A 24,238-nucleotide genomic window follows, 5' to 3' on the forward strand; every position below is an offset into this window, starting at 1 on the left:
ACCAAAATGCAGGACAAAGATACCAACACCGCTCTCTTCACCGGCAACGATCCCAAGGTCTGGCTCGCCCAGCATGGCATCACGGAGGTCGAGTGCCTGGTGCCCGACATGAATGGCGTGCTGCGCGGCAAGGCGCTGCCGACAGCAAAATTCCTCAAGGCGCTGGAAGACCGCGCACTCTACCTGCCGAGCAGCGCTTTCCTGGTCAGCATCGATGGTCGCTACTCCGGTTCGATCGACGAAGGCTTTGCCTATCAAGACCCGGATATGCGCATGGTGCCTGATATGTCGACGCTGTGCCTGGCGCCGGGCGGTGGCGCTGGCAAAGCCTATGTCTTCGCCGACGCCTTCCACATGGAAGGCAAGCCCTGGATGGCCTCGCCACGACATGTGCTGCGCGCCGTGCTCGATCTCTACCGGAAGCGCGGTTGGCGCGCGGTGGTGGCGCCGGAAGTCGAATTCTACCTGACCGCGCCCAATCCGAATCCCGACCAGCCGCTGACGGCACCGGTTGGCGCCAATGGCCGCGCCGAGGGCTCGCAGCATCCCTACGACATGGTGGCGCTGGAAGAATTCGAGCCGGTGATAAGGCGCGTCTATGATTATGCCGCAGCCGCCGGCCTGCCGCTCGACACGCTGATCCATGAATCGGGCACCGCGCAGCTGGAGATCAATCTGCTGCACGGCGACGCGGTGCCACTCGCCGATCAGGTGCTGCTGTTCAAGCGGCTGACTCGCCAAGCGGCGCAGCAGAGCGGCATGCACGCCACCTTCATGGCCAAGCCGATCGCCGCGCAGGCCGGCAGTTCGATGCATCTGCACATGTCTGTCGTCGATGAAACGACAGGCGCCGCGCTGTTTGCCGACAGAGATGATGCAGACACCGAAATGTTCGGCCATTTCATCGGCGGCCTGCAGAGATATGTGCCCGAGATCATGCCGCTGTTCGCACCCAACGTGAACTCGTTCCGCCGCATCCGGCCGAACCACAGCGCACCGGCCAACATCGAATGGTCGCATGACAACCGCTCTTGTGGCCTGCGCGTGCCGGCAGGTGGCCGCGCCGCCCGGCGGGTAGAGAACCGCTTGCCGGGAGCGGATTGCAATCCCTATCTGGCGATCGCCGGTTCGCTGCTTGCCGGCTATCTCGGCGTCGAGCAGAAACTCGCGCGCTCGGCCGAGGCCTCAGGCAATGCCTACAAGATCAAAAGCACGCTGCCGAAAACCATGGAGGAGGCGCTTGATCGTTTCACCGCTTGCGAGCCGGTGCGGGCATTGCTCGGCGAGGATTTCTTCCAGACCTATCTGCGCGTCAAGAGCGTCGAGCTCGACCTGTTCCAGAGCGTGGTGACGAGCTGGGAACGCGATCACCTGCTGCTGAAGGTGTGATCATGGCCGCCAGTTCAACGGGTTTCAATTCCGGTCTCGATATCGGCAAATCCTATTATGTCGCCACCGCCAATCCGGCGCCGGACCATCCGGCGCTGGTGGGCGATGTGGACGCCGACCTGGTGGTGGTCGGTGGCGGCTGCACCGGCCTGTCGGCCGCCCTTCATGCCGCCGAGCGCGGCCTGAAGGTGGTGCTGCTCGAAGGCGGCAAGATCGGCTGGGGCGCGTCGGGCCGCAATGGCGGCCAGATGATCCCCGGCCTACGCAAAGGCGCCAAGGGGCTGGTCAAGCTCTACGGCCCCGAGCGGGCGAAGGCGCTGTTCGACCTAGCCTTCGAGGCGCGGGGCCTGGTGCTCGACATCATCGAGCGCCACGCCATCGACTGCGATCTGCGGCTGACCGGCCATCTCGTCGGTGCCGTTAATGGCTCCGACCTCAGGGATCTCGAAGACGAGGCCAAATGCCTCGAGAGCGTGATGAAGTTCCGCGACGTCGAGATCCTGTCTGCGGCGCGGGCACGCGGCAAGGTGGACACGCCCTATCATGGCGCGATGTATGAGCCGCTTGGCGGCCATATGCATCCGCTGAACTACACGCTCGGCCTTGCCCGTGCCGCCGTGGCGGCCGGTGTCGTCATCCATGAAACTTCCGTCGCGGTAAAGCTGGAGCGCGAGCCTTCGATCCGGGTCTCGACGGCGAAGGGGTCGGTAAGGGCCAAACATGTCGTGCTGGCCGGCGACGCGCTGCTGCATGGGCTGGAGCCGCGCGTCAACAGCCGCATCATGCCGGTCGGCAACTATATCGTCGCCACCGAGCCGCTGGAGGGCAAGCGCAATGTGATCCCGGCCAATGTGGCGGTGTCCGATACACGCTTCGTCGTCAACTACTACCGCATGTCGGCGGACGGTCGGCTGCTGTTCGGCGGCGGCGAGCGCTACACGCCATCGCCGCCGGCCGACATCGCCGGCTTCGTGCGGCCGCACATGGAGGCCACCTTCCCGCAACTGAAGGGCTGCCGCATCGATCATGCCTGGGGCGGCCTGGTGTCGGTGACCACGTCGCGGCTGCCGCATGTCGGGCACTATGGCGAGGTCTATTTCGCGCATGGCTATTCCGGCAAGGGCGTCATCCTGTCAACGCTGTCGGGCAAGCTCTTGGCCGAAGCGATTACGGGCGACGCCTCGCGGCTGGACCTGTTCTCGACGCTGACGCCGATGCCGTTCCCGGGCGGTACGGCGCTGCGGGCCCCGCTCTATGTGCTGGGGATGTTGTGGTACGCCATGCGCGACCGCATCAAGCATTGAGGCTGCGGCCGGCGGGCGCGAAATCATTGGAGGCGATTGCATGCGTGATTTTCAGTTCCCCGGACGCTCGCCAGTTCGCGCGACAGAAGCGATGGCGGCGACATCGCATCCGCTGGCGACGCTGGCCGCCATCGACATGCTGCGCGCCGGCGGCAATGCCATGGATGCCGCTGTGTGCGCTGCGGCGGTGCAAGGCGTCGTCGAGCCGCAATCGACCGGCATCGGCGGCGACTGTTTTGTGCTCTACAGCCCCAAAGGCGAGGGCGAGGTGCTGGCCTTCAACGGCTCGGGGCGATCGCCTGCTGCTGCAAATGCCGATTGGTTTCTGGAGCGGGGCCATGGCGAACTGCCTGGAACCGGACCGCATGCCGTCACCGTTCCGGGCGCCATCGACGCGTGGTGCCGGCTGCTTGAAGATCACGGCAGGAAGGGCATCGACGCCGCGCTGGCTCCGGCCATTCGCTATGCCGAACAAGGCTATGTCGTTCATGATCGCGTCGCCTTCGATTGGGCTGACGAGGTCGCCCTGCTCGCCGCCGACGAACATGCGGCGCGGATCTTCCTGCCGAACGGCCGGGCACCACAGGCCGGTGATGTGCATCGGCAGCCGGAACTCGCGGAAACCTTGCGCATAATCTCGAAGCAAGGTCGCGCCGGCTTCTATGAGGGCGAGGTCGCCGGCGATCTGGTGGCGCGTCTCGGCGCGCTGGGCGGGCTGCATGCGCTGGACGATTTCGCTGCAACCAAGGGCGACTACGTCAAGGCGGTGAACACGTCCTATCGCGGCTACGACATCCGTCAGATGCCGCCAAACAATCAGGGCGTGACGGCGTTGATCATGCTGAACGTGCTTTCCGGCGTTGCGCTCGGGTCATTGGAGCCGAACAGCGCCGAGCGGCTGCATCTCGAGATCGAAGCCGGCCGGCTTGCCTACCAGGATCGCGATACTTTCATCGGCGACCAGGATTTCGTCCAGGTCCCCGTCGAACAACTGCTGTCGGCAGCCTATGCGGAGCGGCTGCGCGCCGCCATCGATCCGGCCCTCGCCATGACGCATCTGCCGCGGCTTGAGCTGCCGCGCAGCGACACCGTCTATATCTCCGTGGTCGACCGCGACCGCAATGCAGTCAGCTTCATCAACTCGACCTTCGGTTCCTTCGGCAGCGGCGTCGTCGGTCCCAAGACAGGCGTCGTGCTGCAGAATCGCGGCAGCAGTTTTCGCCTCACGGAAGGCCATCCAAATCGTATCGCGCCGCGAAAGCGACCGATGCACACCATCATGCCTGGCATGGCGACGCGAGGGGGTAAGGTGGTGATGCCGTTCGGGGTGATGGGCGGCGGCTACCAGCCGTTCGGCCATGTCCATCTGCTGACCAACATGATCGATTTCGGGATGGACCCGCAGCAGGCACTGGATGCGCCACGGGTGTTCTACAAGGACAATGCCGTGCTGGCCGAGCGCGGGATTCCGGCTGAGGCGATCGCCGGCCTGCGTCAGCGCGGCCATCAGGTTTCGATCGCCGAGGAGCCGCATGGCGGCGGCCAGTTGGTGCTGATCGATTGGGAAAAGGGCACGCTCACCGGTGCCTCCGATCCGCGCAAGGACGGTTGTGCGCTGGGCTACTGATCTGCGTTGCTGGAATGCGCATTCAGAACCAGATCAGCCAGACAAGCTGCAGGATTACCAGTGCAATGGCGTCCCAGAAGATGAGTTCGCCTGTCGAGAACCAGCGCCGCGACCGGTTGAAGCTGTAGAACAGCCACCAGACCAAGGCTGCGGCGGCCAGCGGCACCAAAGCGAGCAGCGTGCTCACGGCAGCCGCGCTCCCGACACAGCATCGAATGTGTGCAGCGCTGCCGGCGGAAAGCGTAGATAAAGCGGCTGGCCGGGATCGAAAGCGCGATCGTCATTCACAGTCCTGACGATCAGCGCGTTGGCCTCGCTATTGGCGAAGATCAGCACGTCCGGCTCGACCGGTTCGACGACGTCGACGGCAAACAGGATGGCGTCGCCGGCAGTCGCGTCGACAAGCTGGATCTGTTCCGGGCGAATGCCGAGCACGATGGGACCATCAGGCTTTCCCGGAAGCGGGCAAGTGAAACCGCTGGCGTGGAAGACGCCGGCGCGGACATCGCCATCGAACGTGTTCATCGCTGGACGGCCGATGAATTCGGCGATGAAGCGATTGGCAGGCCGCCGATAGATCTCGCGCGGGTCGTCGTACTGGATCAGTGCGCCTTCGCGCAACACCGCGACCCTGGTCGCCAGCGTCATCGCCTCTTCCTGGTCGTGGGTGACGAAGACGAAGGTCTTTTTCAGCTCGCGATGCAGACGCTTCAGCTCGGTGCGCATGTGGAGCCGCAACAAGGCGTCGAGATTGGACAGCGGCTCGTCCATCAGACAGAGGCTCGGCTGCCAGACGAGTGCGCGGGCCACAGCCACGCGCTGCGCTTGGCCGCCCGACAATTGCGAAGGGCGGCGGTCGAGGTAACGGGTGATTTCGAGCAGCTCGGCCATGGCGCGGACGCAGCGGTCAAGCTCGGCGGCCGGCATCTTTCGGATGCGCAAGGGATAGGCGATGTTCTCGTAGACGCTCTTATGGCTGTAGAGCGCATAGTTCTGGAACACCATGCCCATGCCGCGCAGGCGCGGCGGCAGGTCGGTGACATTGAGGCCCTCGACCATGATGCGCCCGGCGGTCGGCCGCTCCAGCCCGGCGAGCAGCCGGCAGGCTGTCGTCTTGCCGGAACCGGACGGGCCGAGCAGAACCAGGAATTCGCCGGGCTCGAAAGCAAGATCGAGCGCCTGCAGCGCCACCGTCCCGTCCGGGAAGGCCTTGGTGACGCCGTCGAAAACAATTGCCATGCAAGGATCCCTTCAACCCTTGACCGCGCCGAAGGTGAGGCCGCGGACGAGCTGTTTCTGGACAAGGAACGTGAAAAGCACGATCGGCAGCGTTGCCACGATCGCGACTGCCGCGACCTGTCCCCAGAGCGTGCCATGCGGCGTCACCAGCCCCGGTATGCCGACGGTCAGCGGCCGCCCGTCGAAAGCGACGAGGATGAAGGCATAGAGGAACTCGTTCCACGACAGGATGAAGCAGAGCACGGCCGTTGCGCCGATGCCGGGCGCGGCCAGCGGCGCGACGACGAAGAAGAATGCGCCGAGCCGCGAGCGGCCGTCCATCATCGCGGCTTCGTCGATCTCCCTGGGGATTTCGGCGAAGAAGCCGCGCATCATCCAGACGACGAGCGACAGGTTGAAGGAGGTGTGGGCGATCACCACGGCGTAGATGGTGTCGATCAGGCCAAGCGAGGTGAAGAACAGGAACAGCGGCACGGCGATCGAGATCGGCGGCGCCATGCGCGTGGTCAGGAAGAAGAAGAACAGGTCTTCCTTGCCGGGGAAATTGGAGCGGGCAAAGCCATAGGCAGCCGGCGCGCCGATGACGATGCAGAGCACCGTAGACGACACCGAGATCAGCACCGAGTTGAATGCCAGCGGCCAGTATTCCTTGTCGATGAAGACGGCGGGATAGTTGGCAAGCGTCGGTGAAAAAATCCATTTCGGCACAGAAGACAGAAGATCGACGCGGTTCTTGAACGACGCCAGCACCATCCAGACGTAAGGCGTCAGCGCGACCACGACGGCGACGAGCAACACCGACCAGGCAAAGCTTTTCCAGGCGCGGTTGGTGGACTGATCGATCATCGCCGCGCCCTCAAAACGCCGCCGCCTGCTTGCGGCTCGACCAGTAGACGGCCTTGTAAAAGACGGAGCACAGGATCAGCACGACGAGATAGATCATGAAGGCGACCGCGGCGCCGTAGCCGAGGTCCCAGTTGCGGAAGTTGACGCGGTAGGCATAGATCGACACCAGTTCGGTCAGCGTTCCGGGACCGCCGCCGGTCATCAGGAAAACCTTGTCGAACTCCTTGAAGGCATCGATGCCGCGCAGCAATAGCACCAGCGCGATGACGGGCCGCAGCAGCGGCAGCATGACATCGCGAAAGATCTGAAACGGTTTTGCGCCATCCATCATCGCCGCCTCGAATGGCGCGCGCGGCAGGCTCATCATGCCGGCGAGCATGATCAGGGTGACGAAAGGCGTCCACTGCCAGACATCGATGGCGACGATGGTCGGAAACACCAGGTCGGGTGCCGAAAGCACCGCCGAATTCTGCGCCAGCAGGCCGACCTTGCGCATGTAGAAGGTGAGCATGCCGAAATCGCCCTGCAACAGCAGCCGCCAGATCAGCCCGACGGCGACCGGCGCGATCATCATCGGGATGAGCAGCAGTGTGGTGAGAAGCCGCTGGCTAGCGACGAAGCGGAAGATCAGGAAGGCCAGCGCAAAGCCGAGCAGGAATTCGAGGCCGACGGCGATGATGACGAATTTCAGCGTCAGCAGGAACGATGCCCAGAAGAATGGGTCGTTGCGCATCAGCTTGCGGAAATTGTCGAAACCGACGAAGGCGCCGGCATGGCTGGCGTCGGCGAAGCTGAGGTCGGTCAGCGCGGTGTAGGCCATGTAGTAGAACGGGCCGACCAGGAAGACGACGACGAGCAGCGTCGCCGGCAGCATCAAGAGCGGCCCCACCCCACGGTCGAGAAGCGGCATTCCGCGCGGCGATGGAGTGCGGTTCGTCACGGGCGTTTCCTGCGGACAAGAACGGCTACCCGCTTGTGCGGGTAGCCTCTGCGCGACATCTCAAGGCCTATCGTGCCGGATAGGTCATGGGTGCGCAAGAACCGAGCAATGTCGAGATGTCGGTGGCGGCGGTGTCGAGGGCGGCCTGCGCCTCCTTTTCGCCGGCGAGGTAGGATGACAGTTCGCGCACCAGTATGTCGGTCATCTCGGCCGATTGCGGCAGCGTCGCCTTCGGCACCGCATGCTCGTTGGCCTCCATCGAGGCCTTGGCGTAGGGCAGTTTCTGCACCTCCGCCGAGGCATAGACATCGGGCCGGCCCGAGGCGCCGCCATTGAGATGCTGCTCGAGCTGGCGGTCATAGCCCATCATCCACTGGACGAAGAGGAAGGCGGCCTGTGGGTTCTTCGAATAGATAGGGATGAGATAGGTCCAGCCTTCGACCTGGCCGATCTTGCCGCCTTCGCCTTGCGGCACGAGATCGAAGCCGACCTTGCCGACGACGGTGGAGGCGGTTGTGTCGACCGACACGGCATAGGTGGCGTCGTTCCACATGATCAGCTCGGCGACCTTGGCTTGCTGCATCAGCGCCATGACGTCGTCCCAGAAATAGTTGAGGCTGTCCGGCGGCGAGAATTGCAGCAGGCTCTTGTAATATTCGAGCGAGGCGACGGCCTTGGGGCTGTTGACGATGACCGGGCCGCAGGCCGAGCCGCTCTTCACGTCGAGCACGTCGCCGCCGAAGGAATAAAGGAAATTGAGCCACTCATACCACAGTGCCTCATGGCGCTTGCCCTGCAGGGCGGTGCCGTAAAAACCCTGGTCGGGGCGATAGAACCATTCGGCGATATCGCGGTATTGCTTCCAGTCCTTGGCGGGAGCGAGGTCGTAGCCATACTTGGCCTTGAAGCCTGCCTGCTCCTTGGGATCGGCGAGCAGGTCCGAGCGATACCACATGAACATGTTGAGCACTGTGAAGGGGAAGCCGTACTCCTTGCCGTCATACCAGGAGATTTCGTGCCAGGCGGTCTGGTAGAGCTGCTTCTCCGGCTCGAAGCTCGGATCGCGCAAAGCCGGGTCGGCCATCATCTTGGCGATTTCGACCAGATGGTTGTTGGTGGCGAACTTGCCGAGTTCGCGATGCGGCTGGATGATGACGTCGTAGCGGCCGCGGTGCGAGTTGAGATCGAGCTGCACCTTGTTGACGGCTTCCGAGTGCTCGTACATCTCGACTTCGACATGGATGCCGGTCTGTTTTTCAAACTCCGGCGCCATCTTCTTCAGCGCTTCGAGGGGCGGCAGCGCCTCGCCGACCATGCGGATGGTCTGGCCGCTATAGGGCTTCGACGCCTCTTTCAGATCCCATGCGGCCGCTTGTGTCACTTGCCACGTCAGGGGCCACATGAATACGGCTGCGATGAGCAGTCTGGACGCGGTACGTCTCAGCGGCTTGAGCATTCTTCCTCTCCCTAGAAGTCGTGCCTGTCGGGCCGGCGCCCGTTCTGTCATAAAATGTGTGGTACTGCAAATCAAAATGTGGCACCTTGCAACAAATGGTTGGGAGGTGTTAACAGACCGGCGGTAAACCGGCTTTCCCGACCAGGCGAGGGGACCTTTCGGATGGACTTCATCTTTATGCTGACGCGTAACGATCGCACGGTCGAGGACTGTCTCGACCTCGTCGAGTTGATCGAGCCGGTCGGCCTGAAGCATGTCGGTTTCAAGGATATTGGCGTCGCGCCGGATGTGCTGCGCAAGCTCGCTGTCGCCATTGCCCGGACAGGCGCCACCACTTACATGGAAGTTGTCTCGACGACGGCTGAGGCCTGCCTTAATTCCGCGCGCATCGCTAGGGATCTCGGCATCCAGCGCCTGCTCGGTGGCACCCAGGTCGACGAGATCATGGCGCTGCTGGAGGGGAGCGGCACCAAATACTACCCTTTTCCGGGTCGGCCGGTCGGCCATCCAACCAAGCTCGGCGGCTCGGCCGAGGACGTCGAGGCTGATTGCCGAGCCTTCGCCGAGAAAGGTTGTGCGGGATGCGATATCCTCGCCTATCGCGCCACCGAGGCCGACCCGGCCGAACTGGTGCGCGCAGCCCGGCGCGGGCTTGGTCCGTCGCGGCATCTGATCGTCGCCGGCGCTGTGGCATCAGCCGATCGGATCAAGGCAATCAAGCTGGCCGGCGCCAACGCTTTTACCATTGGCACAGCGGTTTTCGATGGCTCCTATTCGCCGACGAAAGGTTCTATCCTCTCGCAACTGCGGGATGTCCTCGCGGATTGCGAGCGCGTCTAATGCCAGTCATCGGCATCGATCTCGGCACACAAAGCCTGAAGGCGATCGTTGTCGATGACGAATTGCGGCTGCGTGGCGAGGCCGCTGTGTTGTACCAGCCGGCCTTCCCGGCGCCCGGCTGGGCCGAACAGAACCCGGCGCTGTGGCTGGCGGCGCTCAAGCCGGCCATTGCCGGCGCGCTCGACAAGGCTGGGCTTGCGCCGTCCGACATCAAGGGCATTGCCATTGCCGGCCAGCTCGACGGCTGCGTCGCGGTCGATGGCAATGGTGAGGCGCTGGCTCCGTGCATCATCTGGATGGACCGGCGGGCGGCAGGAGAGATCGCCGGCATCGATCCGGACTTCATCCGTGAGCGCACCGGTCTCGTTCTGGACGCCACTCATATGGCGGCGAAAATCCGCTGGGCCGCGCGCAACCTGCCCGAAGCGCGCCGGGTGGCGCTCTGGCATCAACCGGTATCGTTCGTGGTCGCGGCGCTGTGCGGTCGTGCCGTCATCGATCACGCGCTGGCCTCGACGACCATGCTCTATGGGCTGAAGGAGCACAACTATGCCGGCGATCTGCTGGCGGCCTTCGACATCGATGCAGATAAATTGCCCGGCATCGACGATGCATCTGAGATCGCCGGCGCCTTGACGCACGCCGGCGCCGAGCTCACCGGTCTGCCTGTGGGCACGCCGCTGGCGGTCGGCACCGGCGATGATTTTTCGGCCGCCATAGGCGCCGGGGTTGTCGTGCCCGGTTTCGTCGCCTGCAATCTCGGCACGGCCGAAGTGGTCGGCGCGGTGTCCGGCACGCTTCGCCTCGACCCCGGCGGCCTGGTCGAGACCCATGGCTTTCTCGGCAACGGCTATTTCATCTCCAATCCCGGATGGCTCTCGGGCGGCGCGGTGACGTGGTTTCTAACAACCTTCGGCGTCGATTCGCCGGCGGCGATGTCGGAACTGGCGGCGACGGTGGTTGCCGGCAGCGACGATTTGCTGTTCTTGCCCGCGTTGTCCGGTGCCATGGCGCCGCGCTGGATCGCCGAAGCGCGTGCCGCTTTCTACGGCCTGACATCCTTCCACGGCAAAGCGGCCTGCGCTCGCGCAGTGCTGGAAGGCTGCTCCTTCGCCATGCGCGACGTTGTCGACCGGCTGGACGAGCTCGGCATAACAACCGGGCGCATCCGGCTCTCAGGCGGTGGCGCGCGCAGCCGGGTGTGGGGGCAAATCCGGGCCGATGTCAGCGGCAGGCCGGTCGAGATCGCGGGTGCGGCCGATGCCTCGCTGATCGGTGCGGCAATCCTTGCCGCCGCGGCCGTCGGCCTTACCTCCTCAGTGCAGCAGGCGGCTGAAAGGCTGGCCGGCCACATCGAGACGATCGACCCTGATCCTTCCGCCAAGGCCGCCTACGACAGAAGTTACCGCCGGTATCGCACCTTGTTCGATGCCCTGACCCCGCTTCATGCTGACTGACCGGACTGCATCCTATGTCCAGACAAATGCTCGATCGCCTTATTGCCGGCACGCTGCCTGACCCGGACAGCCAGGGAATGCTGTCGGTGCCGCTGAAGACCATCGTCATAGGGCGCGGTCTCGGCGACGAGGCCGATGCGCTGGTCAAGCCGCTGCCGCTCGGCCGCAAGCTCGCCGTGGTCATGGATCCCGACACAAGGCTGGCGCTGGGTGAGAGGGTGTCGATCGCACTGCGTGGCAGCAGCGATGTCGGCAAGATCATCCTGCCGCGCCATCCGCATCCGGACATGGACGCGGTGCGATCGGTGATCGCACGCACGAAAGACGCCAGCGGCCTGGTCGCGGTCGGATCTGGCTCGATCAATGACATCACCAAATATGCTGCCCATCTCACCCAAAAACCTTATGCGGTGTTCGGCACCGCGCCATCGATGAACGGCTACACCTCGGTGTCGGCGGCAATCACCGAGGACGGCCTCAAGAAATCGCTGACGGCCAGCCTGCCGGTCGGCGTCTTCCTCGATCTCGATGTCATGGCGCGGGCGCCGCACCGGCTGATCGCTGCCGGCTTCGGCGATTCGATGGCGCGGCCGACCGCGCAGACCGATTGGCTGATGGCGCATCTGTTGCTCGGCACGCCCTACAGGGAGGCGCCGTTCATGCTTCTGGCCGAGGACGAGGAGGCGCTTATCGCCAAAGCCGGCGAACTCGGGACCGGCGACCTTGAGGCGACGGAAGTGCTGGTGCGCACGCTGGTCATGTCGGGCCTTGGCATGACTTTGTGCGGCGGCTCCTATCCGGCCAGTCAGGGCGAACATCTCATCGCCCACTATATCGACATGCGGGGCCAGGGATTGCCCGAGGCGCATCACGGCGAGCACATAGCGGTGACGACGTTGACGATGGCGCGGCTACAGGAACGCGTGCTGGCGCTGCGGGAGCTGCAGCTCGCGCCGTCCGCCGATACGCCAGACCGCTTCATCGAAATCTTCGGCGAAACGCTCGGACGTTCCTGCTGGGCGGCATTCAAGCCCAAGCTGCTGGACCGCGAACGGGCGGACGCTGTCAACACCATGCTGGCCAGGCAGTGGCGCTCGCATCGCGAAAGGCTGCTGCGGGTGGCACGCCCGGCGCGCGAGATCGCGGCAGCACTGCGTGCCGCCGGCGCCCCGACCACGCCGCAAGAGGTCGCCATACCGGCTGGCTTCTACGACGAGGCGGTCGCCAATGCGCGGCTGATCCGCGACAGGTTCACCATGCTCGACGTCGCTGCTGCCTCGCTCGAAACGGTTGCGGCGGGAGCCTGAGCGGGTGCTGCGTCCGCTCACCGACTTCACCGCGCCGGACCGGCGCAACATCGCTGTCGTGCTGACCGACATAGACGACACCTTGACCGACAAGGGGCGGTTGCCGGCAAAAGCCTATGCGGCGCTCGAGCGGCTGAAGCAGGCCGGCTTCATTGTCGCGCCGGTTACCGGCCGCCCTGCCGGCTGGTGCGACCTGATCGCCCGGCAATGGCCGGTGGACGGCGTGATCGGCGAGAACGGCGCCTTCTATTTCCGCTACGACGACGCCAAAAAGCGGATTGTTCGCCACTACGCCAAGAGCGCTGCCGAACGGCAGGCCGATGCCGCACGCCTCAAGGAGATCGAGCAAACCGTTCTGAGCGAAGTTCCGGGTGCGGCGGTCGCGGCCGACCAGGCCTATCGCGAGGCCGATCTGGCGATCGATTTTTGCGAGGACGTGGCGCCGCTGCCCAAAACCGAGGTTCTGAAGATCGTCGGCATCTTCCAGCGCTATGGCGCGACGGCGAAAATCTCGTCCATCCACGTCAATGGCTGGTTCGGCAAATACGACAAACTGTCGACAAGCCGGCTATTCTTGCGGGACTGTTTCGGTATAGATATCGACCACGACAAGGACAGCATTGTCTTCGTCGGCGATAGTCCAAACGATGCACCAATGTTCGGCTTCTTCCCCAACAGCGTCGGCGTCGCTAATGTGCTGGACTTCGCCGGCGAGCTTCCTGCGTCTCCCGCCTTCGTCACAAGCGGGCGCGGCGCGGAGGGATTTGCCGAGCTTGGCGATGCGCTGATTGCTGCAAAGGGAATGGAATAGTCATGGACCAAGGCCGACTGACGAAGAAGGAGCGGCACGCGCTTATCCTTTCGGAAGTGCGCCGGTCGGCGTCGATACGCATCTCCAAGCTCGCACGGCGCATCGGCGTCGCCGGCGAGACCATCCGCCGCGATCTCATCGAACTCGGCGATGCCGGACTGATCAACCGCACCTATGGCGGTGCGACGATCTCGCTGGTGACATCAGAACCGGTGATTTCCGAGCGTGGCCTGACCCTGATCGAGGAGCGCGCCCGCATCGGCCGCGGCGCGGCAAGCCTTGTCGAGAAGGGCCAGATCGTGATGATCGATGGCGGTTCGACCACCTATGAGGTGGCGCGCAACCTTTCGCAGCTGAAGCGCGACCTGACCATCATCACCAATTCCACCGGAGTGGCCTCTGTGGCCGGCGCCAATCCGACCTTTCGGGTGCTGCTCTGCCCCGGGACCTATGATAGCCGGGAAGGCAGCGTGTTGGGCGAAGACACCGTCGAGTTCCTGCGCCGCTACAATGCCGACGTCGCCATTATCGGGGCATCGGGGATAAGCGCCGATGGTCCGAGCGACATGATCTCGGGCGCCGCAGCCGTTAAACGCGCGATGATATCGCGTTCATTGTCGACGGTGCTGGTGGTGACCCACGACAAGTTTGGCCGCAGCAGTCTCGAACGCATCTGCGGGCTCGATGACATTGCCGATATCGTCACCGACAGCGAACCGAAGGCCGACCTGCGCACTGCTGCCGAACAGGCGGGCACGGAGCTGCATGTGTTTGCCGCCGGCTGATCAGCAACTGCTTATTCGGCGGCATCCCGGTTGGTCAGCGCGATGTGGCAGCAGCCGGAGCCGTGGCCCGGCGTCCAGGTGACATTGTCGAAGCGCACGCCCGTTGCCTCGAACAGACCACGGTCGAAAGCGCCGGCGATGCGGCAGAGCGTGGCGAGTTTTTCATCACCGACACCGGCCTCGACCCAGGCGTCCTTCAGCGGACAACGCTTCACCTTGAAGGCGATGTGGTCCGGCCCGCGCTCGACATCGGTCGGATACATCAGGCCGCCATCCGGGCTGACGGCCAAAAATGCCTCGCCGATGGCCGGCGCGTCGTTAGGTCCGAAACGGACGAAGGCGGCCGCCGCCACCTCCTTGCCGCGCTGCTCGATGGTGCGGATCATGATCGCCTCGGCCTTTTCCGCGCCGAGTTCGCCGGTCAGCTCGTCGAGAAACAGACGGTAGAGATCGGCGCGGTTACGGAAGGCGGAATCGAGTTCGCGCGAGAGTTTTTCGGCTCTGGCTTCTGGTTCGGTCATGGCACTTGCCTGCTGCTTCTGTCCAATCTTGGCGCCGCCGCAACCAGCGCCTTGCCGATTGCCGATTGCGGCGCGTCGACTACGTTGCGGGCGTCGCCGCTCTCGGCGATCCGCCCGGCGTCGAGAAGAACGACGCGGTGGGCGATGGCCCGTACGACGCCGAGATCATGCGAAATGAAGAGATAGGCGATCCGTTCCCTGGCTTGCAGGTCGAGCAGCAACGCAAGGATCTGTCCGCGGACCGAAACGTCGAGCGCCGACACCGCCTCGTCGAGCACGATCAGCGACGGTTTGGTTGCGATGGCGCGGGCGATGGCGACGCGCTGGCGCTGGCCGCCGGAGATTTCGTGAATAGCGCGCGGGGCGAGATCGGCTGCCAGCCCGACGCGATCCAGCAAGGCAGCAATGCGGGCCGGCCTCTCGGCGCGGGAAGCGATGGCATGGATGCGCAAGGGATCGTCAAGCACGCGAGCCACCGTGGCGCGCGGGTTGAACGCGGCGAGCGGATCCTGGAACACCATTTGCAGGCGCGCGCGCTTGGTGCGCAGGGCCGCACCCTTCAAGAGCAGAAAGTCGTCGCCTTCGAACTGGACGGTGCCGGCGTCGGGCTCGATCAACCTAAGCACCAGCCGCGCGATCGTCGACTTGCCGCTGCCGGAGGGCCCGGCCAGCGCCAGCGTCTCGCCGGGTTCGATGGCGAAGGAGACACCGTCGACGGCCGCGATGGCCTTGCCGCCACGACGGTATCGCTTGGTAAGACCGGAGACGGTGAGCAAGTTCATGCCGGCGCCCGTCGTAGCAGCGGATCGGCGTCGAGGCCGACATGGGCGTCGAGCAGCGTTCGCGTATAGGCATGGCGCGGGGCGTTTATGATTTGCTCCGTCGGGCCGAGTTCGATCAGTTCGGCGTTCCGGAATACAGCGATACGCTCTGCGAGTTCGGCGGCCAGCGCGATGTCGTGGCTGATGAACAGCAGCGTCATGCCGTCCTCCGCCACCAGTTGCCGAATGAGGCTGACGATTTCCGCTTGCACAATGGTGTCCAGCGCGCTGGTCGCCTCGTCGGCGATCAGCAGTTTCGGACCGGCTGCAATGGCCGCGGCAACAGCAACGCGCTGCTTCTGGCCGCCGGAGAGCTGGTGCGGGAAAGCACGCATGGCGGTTTGTGGGTCGGGCAGCCGGACACGTTGGAGCAGGGTTTTGGCTTTGGCGTAAGCTTGTGGCCAGTCGAGGCCGAGGTGGGTGCGGGCGACTTCGGCGATCTGTTTGCCGACGGTCATGACGGGGTCGAGGCTGGCGGAGGGGTCCTGGAAGACGAAACCAATGTCGCGACCGGGAAGGGGGAGCGTACTGGGTTCGGTTAATTTGAGAGGTCGGCGTTCCGTCACACCCCCCTCTGTCCTGCCGGACATCTCCCCCTCAAGGGGGGAGATTGGCAGCTTTGCGGCCAGCGCTCTTCCTGCAATGCCAGTGATTGGCGAAAGCGCAGATGAGAGCTTAATCTCCCCCCTTGAGGGGGAGATGTCCGGCAGGACAGAGGGGGGTGCCTTGACGCCTGCCTCTCCTGTCGATCTCAGGAACCAATCGATCCCTCCCTTAACCTTGGCTGACCCCGGCAGCAGTCCAGCCACCGCCAGCGCCAGCGTGCTCTTGCCCGAACCGCTTTCGCCAATGATCGCCAGCCGCTCGCCGGCAATAACATCCAGGCTGACCCCCTTCAGCGCCGTCACCTCGCTGCCATCTCGCCGATAGCGCACTGACAGATCGCGTATCTCAGCCAGTGCGGTCACGACAGGCTCCTCCGCACCGCCGTCGTTTCGACCACGCCTTCGCCGGTGAGATAGACGCCAAGCACGGTCAGCACCAAGGCGATGCCCGGAACGATCGACAGAAAGGGCGCGGTGCGCAGCACAGTGCGGCCCTCGGCGATCATGCCGCCCCAAGTGACGCGATTGGGGTCGCCGAGACCGAGGAAGGACAGCGCTGCCTCGGTGAGGATCGCGGCGGCCACGATCACCGAGGACAAGGCCAGCACCGGCGGCAACGCGTTGGGCAACACCTCGCGAAAAGCGATCTCAAGCGGATGCATGCCGATGACGCGAGCGCCGGCGACGTAATCGCGCTCGCGGATCGACAGCACTTCGGCGCGCGCTACACGCGCCGGTCCGGTCCAGGCGCCAAGCGCTATTGCCGTGACGACGACGCCGAGCGACGGCCCGACGACGCTGACGAAGGCCAGCGCCAGGAGAAAACTCGGCACGGTCTGGAAGGCATCGGTGATGCGCATCAGCCCCTCGTCCACAAGGCCGCCGGCAAAGCCGGCCAGCGTGCCGACGACCGCGCCGATGAAGAGTGCCGCCGCTGCCGCCGCCAGGCCGACCGCCAGCGAGGTGCGGGCGCCGTGGAACAGTTCGGCCAGCACGTCACGGCCGAGCCGGTCGGTGCCGAGCGGCAGCGACCAGTCCTGGAAGGGCGGCAGCAGTGCTGGTCCGGCAATGGCCTGCGGGTCGCCGGGGAAGAGCAGCGACGCAAACAGCGCCATGGCGAACAGAAGCGCCAGGATGATCGCGCCGGCGACCGCTTCCGGCCGGCGCAGGAACCGCGGCAGCGCGCTCACGCGCTGGCCTCGCCGGCGCCGACGCGCGGGTCGAGGAAGGCGTAGGCGATGTCGACGGCAAGGTTGACGGCAATGACGAGGACGGCGCTGGTGAGGATGATGCCGAGCAGCAGCGGCGTGTCGCGCGAAGCGACCGCTTCCTGCGCCAGCCGGCCGAGCCCGGGCACGGCAAAGACGCTTTCGATGACGACGCTGCCGCCCAGCATCTGCGCCGATTGCAGGCCGAGCATGGTGACCAGCGGCAAGAGCGCGTTGCGGGCGACATGGGCGAGCACGATGCGGCGGCGTGACAGCCCCCTGGCGCGGGCGGCGAGCACAAAATCCTGCCGCCACGCCTCGGCCATGCCGGCGCGCATCATGCGCAGATAGAGCGCGAGATAGATGAAGCCGAGCGCGGAAACCGGCAGGACGAGGTGGACGGCGATGTCGGTGGCGCGGTCAAAACCGGTCTTGTCCGAGGCCAGGCTCTCGATGCCGCCGATCGGCAGCCAGCGCAGGTCGACGGCAAAGACGACGATCAGCACCAGGCCAAGCCAGAAACCCGGCACGGCATAAAGCGCCAGCGAGCCGATCGACAGGAAGCAGTCGCGAAAGCTGCCGGGTCTGGCGCCGGCGTAGATGCCGAGCGCCGAGCCCAAACCGAAGGAGAGCGCGGTGGCGGTCACCATCAAGAGCAGTGTCGTCGGCAGGCGTTCCAGGATGACATCGCGAATTGGCCGCGAGAAGGTAACGGACTGGCCGAGGTCGAAATGCAGCAGCGCCCAGAGATAGTTCGCGAGCCGTGTCAGCTCGGACTGGTCGAGGCCCCAGCGATGACGCAGCAATTCGATCATGCCGGCGTCGCCGCCGGTCGAGACGATGTAGGCGTCGACCGCGTCACCGGGGGCGGCTTCCAGGAGGAGGAATGTGCCGATGATGACGATCAGCAGCACGAAGATGCTGCCGACGAGGCGACGGCGCATGAGGGTGAGGGCGCGGGTCATGGGAAAGGCATAGCGCTGCGCCAGTCGGGAGAGGTGCGGTGTCTAGGCACCCCCCTCTGTCCTGCCGGACATCTCCCCCGCAAGGGGGGAGATTGGATGTCGCCTCTGCCTTCGCCAATCTTCGATGCCGAATGTACGCGACAGCGAAGCTGCTGATCTCCCCCCTTGCGGGGGAGATGTCCGGCAGGACAGAGGGGGGTGTGATGAAACGCGGCCCTACGCCATGCCTTCACACCAATTTCTTTGCGAACTTTCATCCGCGCAAATGTGTCACGATTCCAGATAGGTGTCCGCCCAGTTCGACGCCGCCCATCGCGGGTTGTTGGCGATGTTGCCCACGGTATCGCGCGCGACGCTGATGAAGCTCCATTCGGCGACGTTGATCAGCGGCAGGTCCGCCGCGACCTGTTTCTGGAATTCCTTGTAGAGGTCGGTGCGCGCTGACGTATCCAGCGTCTCCGAAGCCTTGGCGATCAGCGCGTCGAGCGCGGCGTTCTTGTAGCCGCCCTGGTTGGAGAACGGCACGCCGTCGGGAATGCCGCTCTGCACCAGGATGGTGGTCGAGATCGCCGGGTCGCCGCGGAACACCGGCGGGCCGACGGCGAGGTCGAAGGTGTGGTCGGTGTAGACGGCCTTGATGTGCGCGGCCGAGTCGTTGTTGACGATCACGGCGTCGATGCCGATTGCCGCCAGCGCCTGGCGCAGATAGTCGCCGAACTGCTTCGTCTCGTTGAAATAGGGTGCCGGCAGGAGTTTCAGCGCAAAACGCTTGCCGTCATCGGCGCGCTTGTACCCCGCGTCGTCGAGCAAGGCGTTGGCCTTGGCGACGTCGAATGGATAGATCGGCACGTCGGCAGTGTAGAATTGCGGATCGTTCTTCGGCACCGGGCCGGTGGCGGTGGCGGCATAGCCGAGGAACACCGTCTTGACGACGAAGTCCTTGTCGATGGCATGCGCGATCGCCTGGCGGACCTTCACGTCGGCCAGTTCCTTGCGGCGATGGTTGATCTCGACGACGAGCTGATAGGTCAGCCCCTCATAGCCCTTGGAGATCACCTTCAGGCCCGGCACCTTGGAGATGCGGTCGAGGTCGGCCAGCGGCACGGCGGAGAAGGCGGCGAGCTGGATCTCTTCCGCCTCGAGCGCCGCTGCAGCCGACGTGCGGTCGGGTAGCACCTGGTAGATGATCTCGTCGAGATACGGCTCGTCCTTGGCCCAGTAATCCGCATTCCTGGTCAGCTTGTAATACCGGCCGGCCTTGTATTCGCCGAACTTGAACGGCCCGGTGCCGATGGGTGCATTGTTGGCCGGGTTTTCCTCGATCTTGCCGACCTCGTAGATGTGCTTCGGAACCACGCTTGACAGCGCCGGCAGCGCGTTGCGGATCAGCTGGAACGGCGTTGGCTTGGCGAATTTGAAGACGGCGGTCAGATCGTCAGGGGTGTCGACGCTGGCCAGATCCTTGAACACGGTGCGGCCGAGATTTTGCAGCGGTTTCCAGATCTGCAGCGCTGAGAAGGCGACGTCGGCCGAGGTGAACGGCTCGCCGTCATGCCATTTGACGCCCTCGCGTAGTTTGAACGTCACCGACAGGCCGTCGGCCGCGCCCTCCCAGCTGAGTGCCAGCCGCGGCTGGAGCCCGTCCTTGCCTTCGAACGAGGCTTCGGCCAGCGTTTCGACGATCTTGCTGGAGATGAAGAAGACGCCGTTGGAGGCGACGATGGCCGGATTGAGGTTGCGCGGCTCGGAATCGGCGGCAAGCACGAGGCGGCCGCCCTTCTTCGGCGTCTGCGCCCAGCTGAATGTGGGCATGGCGGTGGAGGCCAGCAGTAAAACTGAGCCGCCAAGCAGCGTGCGTCTGGAAATATCCGACATGATCAACCTCCGTCCTCTCCGCGACCAGATGGGCGCACCCCTCGAAGCTGGCGGCACCCGCCAGCATCCTCGCGGCGATTATGGCCCTTGCCAAGGGTTTCGCCAGAGACGGAATTGGCGCATCTTTGCTTGGCTTTGAAATTTTCGTCCGCTGGACCAGTTTAGAGGTGGCCCTTTCATTCTGGTATTCTGGTAGGACCAGATTGCCTTAGTGTGCAGCAATGACGAGTGGTGACAGCCTGCCGAAGCAATCTAAACCTGTTTCTGGCTGGACCAGAGTTGACGAAATGGTGCAGATTTGATCGAAGCCAAGGGATTGGACGCAGTACGGCCGGCGATCCCACTGATATAAGGAAGAGAAAGATGAACATTGCCCCGGGCAAGAGCGCCGTCAGCAATATGCCGTTCGACCAGGCGAGGGTCGACCGGCTGATGGAAGAGGCCGGCATCGATGTTCTGCTCGCGACGTCCAAGCACAACACGCAGTATCTGCTCGGCGGCTACAAGTTCATCTTCTTTGCCGCCATGGATGCGATCGGCCATAGCCGTTACCTGCCTGTCGTCGTCTATGAAAAGGGTGGGCCCGATCATGCCGCCTATATCGGCAACCGCATGGAAGGCGCCGAGCACCAGAACAACCCATTCTGGACGCCGACGCTGCATGCCGCCTGCTGGGGCACGCTCGATGCTGCCAATCTTGCGGTTGAGCACATCAGCAAGATCGGCAAGGCAGGCGCCCGCATCGGCATCGAGCCGGCCTTCCTGCCGTCGGACGCCTATGCGCTGATCCGCAGGGCGTTACCGGATGCCAGGCTGATCGACGCGACCGGCATGCTGGAGAGCATGCGCGCCATCAAGACGGACGCCGAGCTGGAAAAGCTGCGTATTGCCTCCGAGCTAATCACGGATTCCATGCTGGCGACCATCCAGTGGGCGCATGAAGGCACGACCAAGGCGGAGATCATCGAGCATCTGCGGCGCGAAGAAACCAATCGCGGCGCGCATTTCGAATATTGCCTGCTGACGTTGGGCGCCAGCCACAACCGCGCGGCGTCACCGCAGGCTTGGAAAAAGGGCGACGTGCTGTCGATCGATTCCGGCGGCAATTATCACGGCTATATTGGCGACCTCTGCCGCATGGGCATTCTGGGCGAACCGGATGCCGAACTGGAAGATCTGTTGGCCGAGGTCGAGACAGTGCAGCAGGCGGCGTTCTCGAAGGTGAGCGCAGGCACCGTCGGCGGCGATATGATTTCGCATGCCGAGGGCGTGCTGAAGGCCTCCAAGGTCGCGCCCTACACGGATTTCTTCGCCCACGGCATGGGGCTGATCACGCATGAGGCTCCGTTCCTGATGACCAACCATCCGGTGACCTATGAAGGCACCTATGCCGCCAAGCCGCTGGAGACAAACATGGTGCTGTCGGTGGAGACGACCATGCTTCACCCGACGCGGGGGTTCATCAAGTTGGAGGACACGTTGGCGGTGACGGATACGGGATATGTGATGTTTGGGGATCGGGCGCGGGGCTGGAATAGAGGTGGGATAGCCTAGCTCGGCGCTACCCCCTCACCCGGATTGCCATCCGAATTGCGAAGGGCAATTCGGGGCTATCCGACCTCTCCCCGAGGGGAGAGGAGTTTGCGCCGGCGCTGGCTTCTGCCTCTTCTCCCCTCGGGGAGAAGGTGGCCGCGAAGCGGCCGGATGAAGGGGGCCTTTCGCGATTACTTCCCCGCCGGGATCAGCCTGAAATCCGGCAACTCCCGCAGCACCAGTTCGGGTCCGGCCGGCGAATAGACGACGAAGAGCTGCATCGGCCCATCGCCCGTGTTCAGTGTCGAATGGAAACGGCTTTCCGGCACATAGATGGTGCAGCCGGGGCCGACCTTGGCGACGACCGGATTGCCGTTCTCGTCCTCGACCATTTGTTCGCCATTGCCTGAGATGACGAAGATGATTTCTTCCGCGCCGGGGTGGTTGTGGCGGGTGTGGCCCTTGCCTGAGGGCAGGTCGACGACGCCGCCGGAAAAGCGCTCAGCGCCATTCACTTCAGGCGCGACCGTCAGCGACAGCTTGCCCCAGTCAAAGCCGAAGGCGCTCACGTCGTTCGGGTATACGAATACCTTGCTTTTGTCGGTCATGAATTCATCCCTTCTTTTTCTTCTGGTCGTGCAGCGTGACGGCCTTGAAATCCGCCGTCTGCCTGGCGATCGCGGCTTCAGCCGGCAGCCGTTCCATCGAACTCGCGCCATAAAAGCCATGCAGGCCCTTGCAGCGGTCGAGAATGTATCTCGCGTCGTCCGGCATCGAGATCGGCCCGCCATGGCAAAGCAGGATGACATCCTTGCGCACCGAGCGCGCCGCGTTGGCGATGGCGTCGATCTCGACCACGCAGTCGTCGAGCGACTTGGCCGACGTGGCTCCGATCGAGCCGCCGGTCGTCACCCCCATATGGGCAACGACGATGTCGGCGCCGGCTTTTGTCATGGCGCGCGCCTCGTCGGGGTTGAAGACATAGGGCGTGGTCAGAAGATCGAGCTTGTGCGCCTCGGCGATCATGTCGACCTCCAGCCCGAAGCCCATGCCGGTTTCCTCAAAACTCTGGCGCATGCTGCCATCGAACAGGCCGATGGTCGGGAAATTCTGCACGCCGGAAAAGCCCATCGTCTTCAGCTCGGCAAGCAGCAGCGGCATGATGACGAAGGGATCGGTGCCGTTGACACCGGCCAGCACCGGCGTCTTTTTGACCACCGGCAGCACCTCATAGGCCATTTCCTTGACGATCTCGTTGGCGTTGCCATAGGCGAGCAGGCCCGCAGCCGAGCCGCGCCCGGCCATGCGATAGCGGCCGGAATTGTAGATGATGATGAGGTCGATGCCGCCGGCTTCCTCGGCCTTGGCCGACAGGCCAGTGCCGGCGCCGCCCCCAACGATGGGCACGCCGTCGGCGATCATCGCCTTGAACTTCTTCAATATGTCCTTGCGCGGTATTGCGGGCATTTGTTGGCTCTCACTATCTGGCGATGTCGAGGAAGGCCGCGGTTGCGGCTTTGGCAAATTCCGGATCGTTGATGTGCAACGGCAGGCGTGAGACCCGGCGCGCGGCGTTCGGCTTGATGGTGCGCTCGACGGCATCGAACAGCACGGCGTCGGCTTCGGGGTCGAAGAAGGCGCCGCCCTCGATGTCGAGTGCCGAGACGCCTTTTTCGGGGATCAGGAAATGCACAGGGCCCTCGCAGCGAGCGAGCCTGGTGCCGATCCACTCGCCTATACCGCGGCATTCATCCACCGTGGTGCGCATCAGTGTGACGTTGGGATTGTGCTCGTAGAACAGCCGGCCCCTAAACTTCTCGGGAATGGTCGGCGGCGCCCAGAAATTGACCATGTCCAGCGCGCCGACCGAGCCTACATAGGGCAGCTTGGTGCGGGCGATGGCGCCGAAGCGGTCCTCCGTCGCAGGCAGCACGCCGCCGAGCAGCAGGTCGCAGACTTCCGTCGTGGTGATGTCTATGACGCCTGCGAGCAGGCCCGAGTCCGCGAGCTTCTCCATCGAGCGGCCGCCGGTGCCGGTGGCGTGGAAAACCATGCAGTCATAGTTGGCGCGCAACTGATCCGCGATGGCGGTCACGCAAGGCGTGGTTACGCCGAACATGGTGAGCCCGAGTGCCGGCTTGCCGGTGGCAGTCGGCGCCGGCTTTGCGGCCATGCCGGCGATCGCTTGCGCCGCGTTGTGCAGCACCGTGCGGGAGAGCCGGTTCAGTCCCGCCATATCGGTGACCGATGGCATCATGATGATGTCGGAGACGTCGACATAGGGCGCGGTGTCGCCGGAGGCGAGCGTCGAGACCATGATCTTGGGCAGCCCAAGCGGCAGCGCGCGCATGCCGGCAGTGATGATCGACGTGCCGCCGCCGCCGCCAATGCCGATCACGCCTGATATGTCGTCGCGCGACTGAATGAAACTGGTGAAGGCGGCGCCCATGCCGGCCACTGCCGTGCCGCGATCATCGATGCCGAGCACGCCACTGGCTCCATCCGGATGATGCGCCGCGACCTCGCTGGCCGGGATATCGACCGGCACGGTGGCGCCGCGCGTTCCGATGTCGACGCGGGCAACCGAACTGCCGGTGGCGGCAATAGCATCCGCCAGGAAGGCAAGTTCCTCGCCCTTGGTGTCGGCTGTGCCCACCACGTAGATGCGCTTCATCGCGTTTCTCCCGTCACCGGCCGACCGGCGCCGGG

The 24,238-nt window shown here is 64.3% G+C and carries 23 protein-coding genes; 9 read left to right on the forward strand and 14 right to left on the reverse strand.

Going from position 1 to position 24,238, the window contains the following annotated elements:
• The first annotated feature begins 6 nt into the window (after positions 1-6).
• Genes NKI46_RS16240 through ggt form a run of 3 tightly spaced genes read left to right on the forward strand, consistent with a single transcriptional unit; the run spans position 7 to position 4,320 of the window.
• Positions 7-1,389, forward strand: a complete 1,383-nt coding sequence (locus NKI46_RS16240; protein ID WP_352746947.1) for a glutamine synthetase family protein — start codon at positions 7-9, stop codon at positions 1,387-1,389.
• Positions 1,390-1,391: 2 nt separating this feature from the next.
• Positions 1,392-2,693 (forward strand): NAD(P)/FAD-dependent oxidoreductase, encoded by a 1,302-nt coding sequence (locus tag NKI46_RS16245; protein WP_352459783.1) that lies wholly within the window; start codon positions 1,392-1,394, stop codon positions 2,691-2,693.
• A 40-nt stretch (positions 2,694-2,733) separates the two neighbouring features.
• On the forward strand, positions 2,734-4,320 hold the full coding sequence (ggt, locus tag NKI46_RS16250) for a gamma-glutamyltransferase (RefSeq protein WP_352459784.1): 1,587 nt from the start codon (positions 2,734-2,736) through the stop codon (positions 4,318-4,320).
• A gap of 22 nt (positions 4,321-4,342) precedes the next feature.
• Here the strand turns inward: ggt and NKI46_RS16255 are convergent, their stop codons facing one another.
• From NKI46_RS16255 to NKI46_RS16275, 5 genes are all read right to left on the reverse strand, one after another.
• A complete protein-coding gene (locus tag NKI46_RS16255) occupies positions 4,343-4,507 on the reverse strand; it encodes a hypothetical protein (RefSeq protein WP_023685717.1) in 165 nt (54 codons plus the stop codon).
• Positions 4,504-5,559, reverse strand: a complete 1,056-nt coding sequence (locus NKI46_RS16260; RefSeq protein ID WP_352459785.1) for an ABC transporter ATP-binding protein — start codon at positions 5,557-5,559, stop codon at positions 4,504-4,506. The genes NKI46_RS16255 and NKI46_RS16260 overlap by 4 nt, the downstream gene beginning before the upstream one ends.
• A 12-nt stretch (positions 5,560-5,571) precedes the next feature.
• Positions 5,572-6,405 (reverse strand): carbohydrate ABC transporter permease, encoded by an 834-nt coding sequence (locus NKI46_RS16265; protein ID WP_352746951.1) that lies wholly within the window; start codon positions 6,403-6,405, stop codon positions 5,572-5,574.
• A 10-nt stretch (positions 6,406-6,415) separates the two neighbouring features.
• A complete protein-coding gene (locus NKI46_RS16270; RefSeq protein WP_155921510.1) occupies positions 6,416-7,345 on the reverse strand; it encodes a carbohydrate ABC transporter permease in 930 nt (309 codons plus the stop codon).
• 67 nt (positions 7,346-7,412) lie between these two features.
• A complete protein-coding gene (locus NKI46_RS16275; protein ID WP_352746953.1) occupies positions 7,413-8,801 on the reverse strand; it encodes an ABC transporter substrate-binding protein in 1,389 nt (462 codons plus the stop codon).
• 162 nt (positions 8,802-8,963) lie between these two features.
• Here NKI46_RS16275 and NKI46_RS16280 point away from each other — a divergent pair, with 162 nt between their 5' ends.
• From NKI46_RS16280 to NKI46_RS16300, 5 genes are read left to right on the forward strand one after another with little or no spacing between them, the layout of a single operon-like run.
• The gene (locus NKI46_RS16280) at positions 8,964-9,641 is read left to right on the forward strand and encodes a beta/alpha barrel domain-containing protein (protein WP_352746956.1); all 678 of its coding nucleotides are present in this window, start codon (positions 8,964-8,966) and stop codon (positions 9,639-9,641) included.
• Positions 9,641-11,098: a xylulokinase gene (locus NKI46_RS16285; RefSeq protein ID WP_352746959.1), complete on the forward strand. Its 1,458-nt coding sequence runs from the start codon at positions 9,641-9,643 to the stop codon at positions 11,096-11,098. Before NKI46_RS16280 ends, NKI46_RS16285 begins: the two co-directional genes overlap by 1 nt.
• Positions 11,099-11,112: 14 nt before the next feature.
• Positions 11,113-12,405: an iron-containing alcohol dehydrogenase gene (locus NKI46_RS16290; RefSeq protein ID WP_352746961.1), complete on the forward strand. Its 1,293-nt coding sequence runs from the start codon at positions 11,113-11,115 to the stop codon at positions 12,403-12,405.
• A 7-nt stretch (positions 12,406-12,412) separates the two neighbouring features.
• Positions 12,413-13,216 (forward strand): HAD-IIB family hydrolase, encoded by an 804-nt coding sequence (locus tag NKI46_RS16295; protein ID WP_023737498.1) that lies wholly within the window; start codon positions 12,413-12,415, stop codon positions 13,214-13,216.
• Between the two features lie 2 nt (positions 13,217-13,218).
• On the forward strand, positions 13,219-14,001 hold the full coding sequence (locus NKI46_RS16300) for a DeoR/GlpR family DNA-binding transcription regulator (protein ID WP_023672930.1): 783 nt from the start codon (positions 13,219-13,221) through the stop codon (positions 13,999-14,001).
• An 11-nt stretch (positions 14,002-14,012) separates the two neighbouring features.
• Here the strand turns inward: NKI46_RS16300 and NKI46_RS16305 are convergent, their stop codons facing one another.
• From NKI46_RS16305 to NKI46_RS16330, 6 genes are all read right to left on the reverse strand, one after another.
• Positions 14,013-14,522 (reverse strand): L-2-amino-thiazoline-4-carboxylic acid hydrolase, encoded by a 510-nt coding sequence (locus NKI46_RS16305; protein WP_023701464.1) that lies wholly within the window; start codon positions 14,520-14,522, stop codon positions 14,013-14,015.
• On the reverse strand, positions 14,519-15,304 hold the full coding sequence (locus NKI46_RS16310; RefSeq protein ID WP_023737499.1) for an ATP-binding cassette domain-containing protein: 786 nt from the start codon (positions 15,302-15,304) through the stop codon (positions 14,519-14,521). The genes NKI46_RS16305 and NKI46_RS16310 overlap by 4 nt, the downstream gene beginning before the upstream one ends.
• Positions 15,301-16,311, reverse strand: a complete 1,011-nt coding sequence (locus tag NKI46_RS16315; RefSeq protein WP_023749076.1) for an ABC transporter ATP-binding protein — start codon at positions 16,309-16,311, stop codon at positions 15,301-15,303. The genes NKI46_RS16310 and NKI46_RS16315 overlap by 4 nt, the downstream gene beginning before the upstream one ends.
• Positions 16,308-17,138 carry an ABC transporter permease gene (locus NKI46_RS16320; RefSeq protein ID WP_023735154.1) on the reverse strand — a complete coding sequence of 277 codons (831 nt, stop codon included), beginning with the start codon at positions 17,136-17,138 and terminating at the stop codon, positions 16,308-16,310. The genes NKI46_RS16315 and NKI46_RS16320 overlap by 4 nt, the downstream gene beginning before the upstream one ends.
• Positions 17,135-18,121, reverse strand: coding sequence for an ABC transporter permease (locus NKI46_RS16325; RefSeq protein WP_023804581.1), 987 nt, complete (start codon positions 18,119-18,121; stop codon positions 17,135-17,137). Before NKI46_RS16325 ends, NKI46_RS16320 begins: the two co-directional genes overlap by 4 nt.
• A gap of 270 nt (positions 18,122-18,391) precedes the next feature.
• Positions 18,392-19,996, reverse strand: a complete 1,605-nt coding sequence (locus tag NKI46_RS16330) for an ABC transporter substrate-binding protein (RefSeq protein ID WP_031253183.1) — start codon at positions 19,994-19,996, stop codon at positions 18,392-18,394.
• A gap of 363 nt (positions 19,997-20,359) precedes the next feature.
• Here NKI46_RS16330 and NKI46_RS16335 point away from each other — a divergent pair, with 363 nt between their 5' ends.
• On the forward strand, positions 20,360-21,550 hold the full coding sequence (locus NKI46_RS16335) for a M24 family metallopeptidase (protein WP_352746967.1): 1,191 nt from the start codon (positions 20,360-20,362) through the stop codon (positions 21,548-21,550).
• A 170-nt stretch (positions 21,551-21,720) separates the two neighbouring features.
• On the opposite strand, the gene NKI46_RS16340 is transcribed toward NKI46_RS16335, so the two are convergent.
• From NKI46_RS16340 to NKI46_RS16350, 3 genes are read right to left on the reverse strand one after another with little or no spacing between them, the layout of a single operon-like run.
• Positions 21,721-22,137 carry a cupin domain-containing protein gene (locus NKI46_RS16340; protein ID WP_352746970.1) on the reverse strand — a complete coding sequence of 139 codons (417 nt, stop codon included), beginning with the start codon at positions 22,135-22,137 and terminating at the stop codon, positions 21,721-21,723.
• Positions 22,138-22,141: 4 nt separating this feature from the next.
• Positions 22,142-22,996 (reverse strand): phosphoenolpyruvate hydrolase family protein, encoded by an 855-nt coding sequence (locus NKI46_RS16345; RefSeq protein ID WP_023712290.1) that lies wholly within the window; start codon positions 22,994-22,996, stop codon positions 22,142-22,144.
• A gap of 13 nt (positions 22,997-23,009) precedes the next feature.
• A complete protein-coding gene (locus NKI46_RS16350) occupies positions 23,010-24,203 on the reverse strand; it encodes a Tm-1-like ATP-binding domain-containing protein (protein WP_352746973.1) in 1,194 nt (397 codons plus the stop codon).
• Positions 24,204-24,238: the final 35 nt, after the last annotated feature.

The sequence above is a fragment of the Mesorhizobium sp. M0615 genome (genome assembly GCF_040320805.1).
Lineage (GTDB): Bacteria > Pseudomonadota > Alphaproteobacteria > Rhizobiales > Rhizobiaceae > Mesorhizobium.

Bases quoted from the DNA above. Each gene is read 5' to 3' on its own strand.
- NKI46_RS16335 (WP_352746967.1), top strand. From the start codon at position 20,360: ATGAACATTGCCCCGGGCAAGAGCGCCGTCAGCAATATGCCGTTCGAC.
- NKI46_RS16325 (WP_023804581.1), bottom strand. From the start codon at position 18,121: ATGACCCGCGCCCTCACCCTCATGCGCCGTCGCCTCGTCGGCAGCATC.
- ggt (WP_352459784.1), top strand. From the start codon at position 2,734: ATGCGTGATTTTCAGTTCCCCGGACGCTCGCCAGTTCGCGCGACAGAA.
- NKI46_RS16275 (WP_352746953.1), bottom strand. From the start codon at position 8,801: ATGCTCAAGCCGCTGAGACGTACCGCGTCCAGACTGCTCATCGCAGCC.
- NKI46_RS16305 (WP_023701464.1), bottom strand. From the start codon at position 14,522: ATGACCGAACCAGAAGCCAGAGCCGAAAAACTCTCGCGCGAACTCGAT.
- NKI46_RS16240 (WP_352746947.1), top strand. From the start codon at position 7: ATGCAGGACAAAGATACCAACACCGCTCTCTTCACCGGCAACGATCCC.
- NKI46_RS16330 (WP_031253183.1), bottom strand. From the start codon at position 19,996: ATGTCGGATATTTCCAGACGCACGCTGCTTGGCGGCTCAGTTTTACTG.
- NKI46_RS16280 (WP_352746956.1), top strand. From the start codon at position 8,964: ATGGACTTCATCTTTATGCTGACGCGTAACGATCGCACGGTCGAGGAC.
- NKI46_RS16310 (WP_023737499.1), bottom strand. From the start codon at position 15,304: ATGAACTTGCTCACCGTCTCCGGTCTTACCAAGCGATACCGTCGTGGC.
- NKI46_RS16265 (WP_352746951.1), bottom strand. From the start codon at position 6,405: ATGATCGATCAGTCCACCAACCGCGCCTGGAAAAGCTTTGCCTGGTCG.
- NKI46_RS16340 (WP_352746970.1), bottom strand. From the start codon at position 22,137: ATGACCGACAAAAGCAAGGTATTCGTATACCCGAACGACGTGAGCGCC.
- NKI46_RS16300 (WP_023672930.1), top strand. From the start codon at position 13,219: ATGGACCAAGGCCGACTGACGAAGAAGGAGCGGCACGCGCTTATCCTT.
- NKI46_RS16245 (WP_352459783.1), top strand. From the start codon at position 1,392: ATGGCCGCCAGTTCAACGGGTTTCAATTCCGGTCTCGATATCGGCAAA.
- NKI46_RS16345 (WP_023712290.1), bottom strand. From the start codon at position 22,996: ATGCCCGCAATACCGCGCAAGGACATATTGAAGAAGTTCAAGGCGATG.
- NKI46_RS16260 (WP_352459785.1), bottom strand. From the start codon at position 5,559: ATGGCAATTGTTTTCGACGGCGTCACCAAGGCCTTCCCGGACGGGACG.
- NKI46_RS16350 (WP_352746973.1), bottom strand. From the start codon at position 24,203: ATGAAGCGCATCTACGTGGTGGGCACAGCCGACACCAAGGGCGAGGAA.
- NKI46_RS16290 (WP_352746961.1), top strand. From the start codon at position 11,113: ATGTCCAGACAAATGCTCGATCGCCTTATTGCCGGCACGCTGCCTGAC.
- NKI46_RS16285 (WP_352746959.1), top strand. From the start codon at position 9,641: ATGCCAGTCATCGGCATCGATCTCGGCACACAAAGCCTGAAGGCGATC.